Consider the following 4,084-nt stretch of genomic DNA (forward strand, 5'->3'; position numbering starts at 1 on the left):
CGGTCGGCGTGGCCATCGCCGACCGCGACGACAGCACCGTCAGCTCCAAGGCCGGCCGCACCTCCACGACGGTGCAGGCCAACAACTCGCAGAAGAACGAGGCCGCCCCGGGCTCGGTCGCCGGCATCGCGCAGAAGGCGCTGCCCAGCGTCGTCACCATCAAGGCGCAGGGCAACGGCGAGTCCGGCACCGGCACCGGCTTCGTCTTCGACACCGAGGGCCACATCCTCACCAACAACCACGTGGTCGCGCCCGCCGCCTCCAGCGGCGGCAAACTGACCGTCAAGTTCGCCGACGGCAGCTCCTACCCGGCCTCCGTGCTGGGCCGCGCCGAGGGCTACGACGTCGCCGTCATCAGGCTCGACAACCCGCCCAAGGACCGGCTGACGCCACTGCCGCTGGCCGACTCCGACAAGGTCAACGTCGGCGACTCCACCATCGCCATCGGGGCCCCGTACGGCCTGGAGTCCACCGTCACCACCGGCATCATCAGCGCCAAGGACCGCCCGGTCGCGTCCGGCGACGAGACCGGCGCGCAGTCCTCCTACATGAACGCCCTGCAGACCGACGCCTCCATCAACCCCGGCAACTCCGGCGGCCCGCTGCTCGACTCCGGCGGCGGCGTGATCGGCATCAACTCGGCGATCCAGTCCAACGCCTCCAGCAACGGCCGGGCCGGCTCCATCGGCCTCGGCTTCGCGATCCCGATCAACCAGGCCAAGTGGGTCGCCGACACCCTCATCAAGACCGGCAAGCCGGTCTACGCCAAGCTCGACGTCCTGCGCAACGACGACTACAAGGGCGACGGCGCGCAGATCCAGACCCGCGACATCCAGGGCCAGCCGGCCGTCACCCCCGGCGGCGCCGCCGACAAGGCCGGCCTCAAGCCCGGCGACGTCATCACCAAGCTCGGCGGCAGCCCGATCGAGAACGGCCCCGCCCTGGTCAGCAAGATCTGGACGCACAAGCCCGGCGAGACCGTCGACGTCGAGTACACCCGCAACGGCCAGACCGCCACCACCAAGGTCACCCTCAGCGAGCGCGTCGGCGACTGACCCGGCCCGCCCGGAAACCCTGTGCACCGAACCCCGCCGGACCCGTTAGGCTGACCTCCGCCTGGAGAGCTGCCCGAGCGGCCTAAGGGAACAGTCTTGAAAACTGTCGTGCGGTGACCCCGTACCGTGGGTTCGAATCCCACGCTCTCCGCCGGTAGGAGAAGAACCACCTGCTCAAGGCGGGTGCCGACCTGAGGTCGGCACCCGCCTTCGTGCTTTCCGGGCGGGGTGGAGCGGGTGGGGCGGGGTGGGCCGGGGTCCTGTATTCACCTGAACGGGGGGTTTGGGGTGGGTGCGTCCTCGTGTGGGGGCGCGGGGTCCGTCTACCCGGGCGTAAGGGGCGAACTGCCCTGGGCCCGGCGAGGAGAGACGGATGGCCTGGTACCCCGGTGCGGAGAAGATGGAGCTCCAGCCCGAGTCGGACGAGCAGGCGGCGATCACGCCGACGCAGGTGATCTTCCACAGTGTGGCGGCGCCGTGGACGCCGCGGCGGATGTACGAGTACTGGCGGGACTCCACCAACCTGGAGTCCCACTTCGGGATCGGGTACGACGGCTGCGTGGGGCAGTTCATCGGCACCGAGACCCGGGCCGACGCCAACATGCGGGCCAACCGGCGGCCCGACGGCACCGGTGCGGTGAGCGTGGAGACGGCCAGTGACGACCAGAGCACCGACCCGTGGACGGACTCCCAGGTCAACGCGCTCGTCGCGCTCGGGGTCTGGCTGCACCGGCGGCACGGTGTCCCGCTGCGGATCTGCCCGGAGTGGGACGAGCCCGGCTTCGGGGTGCACCGGATGTTCCCCGAGTGGTCGAACGGCGGGACGGCCTGCCCGGGGGACGTCCGCGCCCGGCAGTTCCGCGAGGTCGTGATGCCCGGCATCGTCGCGGTGGCCGGCGGGGCGCCGCTGCCCCCACCGGGCGGCGGGTCGGGGCCCGCCCGGTACCGGGTGACCGTCAACGGGCTGGAGTACGGCTACGGCGCGCACGGGCCGCAGGTCAAGGAGGTCGGCGAGGCGCTCGTCCGGCAGGGCTACGGCCGGCACTACCGGTCCGGTCCCGACGAGGACTGGCGGGACGCCGATACCCTCAACTACCAGGACTTCCAGCACGGTCTGGGGTACTCGGGGCCGGACGCCGACGGGGTGCCGGGCGAGGACTCGCTGCGCCGGCTGCTGGGCCGGCTGCCCTCGCCGCAGCGGGTCTCGCTCGCCCACGTGGTCGCGGCGGCGCGCACCGACCCGGGGGCCGAGCAGGGCCACCAGACCTACGGCGGCGAGGTGCGGATCGTCGAACAGGCGCTGGCGGACGAGGGGTTCCTGGAGCAGCGCTGGGTGGACGGCTCGCTCGGCACGCGCACCGTGCAGGCGTACGCCGCGTTCCAGCGCAGCCTCGGCTACTCCGGCGAGGACGCCAACGGCATCCCCGGCCAGCGCAGCCTCCAGGCGCTGGGGCGGCGGAGGGGGTTCGACGTGACGGAGTGAGCGGCGGCGGACCCGGTGCTTGACCGTGACACCGTGTGAGGGTCTGCACTGGAGGAACCATGTTGAACATCGGAGACTTCGCCAAGCACGGCCGGGTGTCGGTCCGGATGCTGCGTCACTACGACGCCATCGGACTGCTCCGGCCCGCCCGGGTCGACCCGGGCAGCGGCTACCGCTGCTACGAGGCGGCCCAACTGGCCAGGCTCAATCGGGTCATCGCCCTCAAGGAACTCGGCTTCACCCTGCACCAGGTGCGGACCGTCCTGGACGAGGAGGTGGACACGGCCGAGCTGCGCGGGATGCTGCGGCTGCGGCGGGCCGAGCTCGCCGCGGCCATGGCGGCGGACGCCGAACGGCTGGCCCGGGTCGAGGCGAGGCTCCGTACGATCGAGAGCGAGGGGACCATGTCCACACACGACGTGGTGGTGAAGCGGGTGCCGGCGGTGCGGGTGGCCGAGCTGACCGGGGTGGCGGCGAGCTACGAGCCGCAGGACATCGGGCCGGTGATCGGGCCGCTGTTCGACGAGCTCTGCGGCCGGCTGGCGACGGCCGGCATCGCCCACGCCGGGCCGTCCGTCGCCCGCTACGAGGACACCGGGGACGGCTCGGTGCTGATCCGGGTGGCCGTGCCGGTCCCGGCCTCGGTCGACCCGGCCGGGGAGCACGGCCTCGCGGTGGTCGACCTGCCGGCCGTCGAGGAGGCGGCGACCCTGGTGCACCGGGGGTCGATGGACGGCTCCCTGGGCGCCGTCCAGGCGCTGGCGCGGTTCATCGAGGAGAACGGCTACCGCTCGACGGGTTACGCCCGTGAGCTCTACCTGGAGTGCCCGGAGGAGGTGGCGCACTGGGTGACGGAACTGCAGGAGCCGGTGGTGCGGGTGTAGGACGGGGACCGGCGCTTGCCCTGAAGCGGGTCGAGGGTCCTAGCGTCGGCCGGCATGACGATCACCGGGGCCGCGGTGCCCGACGGACCGGCCCGCCCGGCGCTGCCCGCGAGCTACCTGTGCTGGCTCGCCGGGGCGCAGCTCGGGGCACTGGGCGACGCCGCTCTCGCCTTCGCCCTCGGCTGGGCCGCCGCCGCGCACGGCGGGGGCGCCGCCGGGCTGGTGCTGACCGCGATCACGGTGTCGCGGACGGCGCTGGTGCTGGTCGGTGGCGCGGTGGCGGACCGGCTGGGGGCCCGTCGGGTGATGCTCGCCGGGGACGCGGTGATGCTGGCCGCGACGCTCGCCCTGGCGGCGGTGGCCGGCGGCCGGGGCGTCCCGCTGGGGCTGCTGGTCGTGGCGGCGGTGGTGACCGGGGTGGTGGACGCGTTCTACCTCCCCGCGAGCGGGGCGATGCCGCGCCTGCTGGTGGGCGCCGGTCGGCTGCCCCGCGCCCTGGCGCTGCGGCAGGCGGGCGGGCAGCTCGCCGTCCTGCTCGGGGCGCCGCTCGGCGGGGCGCTGGTCGCGGTGGGCGGGCTGCGCGGGGTGGCGCTGGCGGACGCGGCGAGCTTCGCCGCCGTCCTGCTGGTGCTGGTGCGCCTACCGGTCGCCCGGCAGCACCG

General features: G+C 73.6%; 4 protein-coding genes and 1 tRNA gene. All 5 read left to right on the forward strand.

Translation table 11 applies throughout. The features are described from left to right. On the forward strand, positions 1–1,055 hold a 1,055-nt coding region (locus ABD308_RS29085), incomplete at its 5' end, for a S1C family serine protease (protein ID WP_344340933.1). Positions 1,056–1,118: 63 nt separating this feature from the next. Then, a tRNA-Ser gene (locus ABD308_RS29090) sits at positions 1,119–1,206 on the forward strand. Positions 1,207–1,428: 222 nt separating this feature from the next. After that, the gene (locus tag ABD308_RS29095; protein ID WP_344340938.1) at positions 1,429–2,538 is read left to right on the forward strand and encodes a peptidoglycan-binding protein; all 1,110 of its coding nucleotides are present in this window, start codon (positions 1,429–1,431) and stop codon (positions 2,536–2,538) included. Between the two features lie 59 nt (positions 2,539–2,597). Beyond that, positions 2,598–3,422: a MerR family transcriptional regulator gene (locus ABD308_RS29100; RefSeq protein ID WP_344340943.1), complete on the forward strand. Its 825-nt coding sequence runs from the start codon at positions 2,598–2,600 to the stop codon at positions 3,420–3,422. A 54-nt stretch (positions 3,423–3,476) separates the two neighbouring features. Beyond that, positions 3,477–4,084 (forward strand): MFS transporter (locus tag ABD308_RS29105; protein ID WP_344340949.1); only part of this gene is annotated, 608 nt, incomplete at its 3' end.

This window comes from Kitasatospora putterlickiae, from assembly GCF_039527695.1.
Taxonomy (GTDB): Bacteria; Actinomycetota; Actinomycetes; order Streptomycetales; family Streptomycetaceae; genus Kitasatospora; species Kitasatospora putterlickiae.

Excerpts from the sequence above, each read along its gene's own strand:
- ABD308_RS29095 (WP_344340938.1), top strand. The coding sequence starts at position 1,429 with ATGGCCTGGTACCCCGGTGCGGAGAAGATGGAGCTCCAGCCCGAGTCG.
- ABD308_RS29100 (WP_344340943.1), top strand. The coding sequence starts at position 2,598 with ATGTTGAACATCGGAGACTTCGCCAAGCACGGCCGGGTGTCGGTCCGG.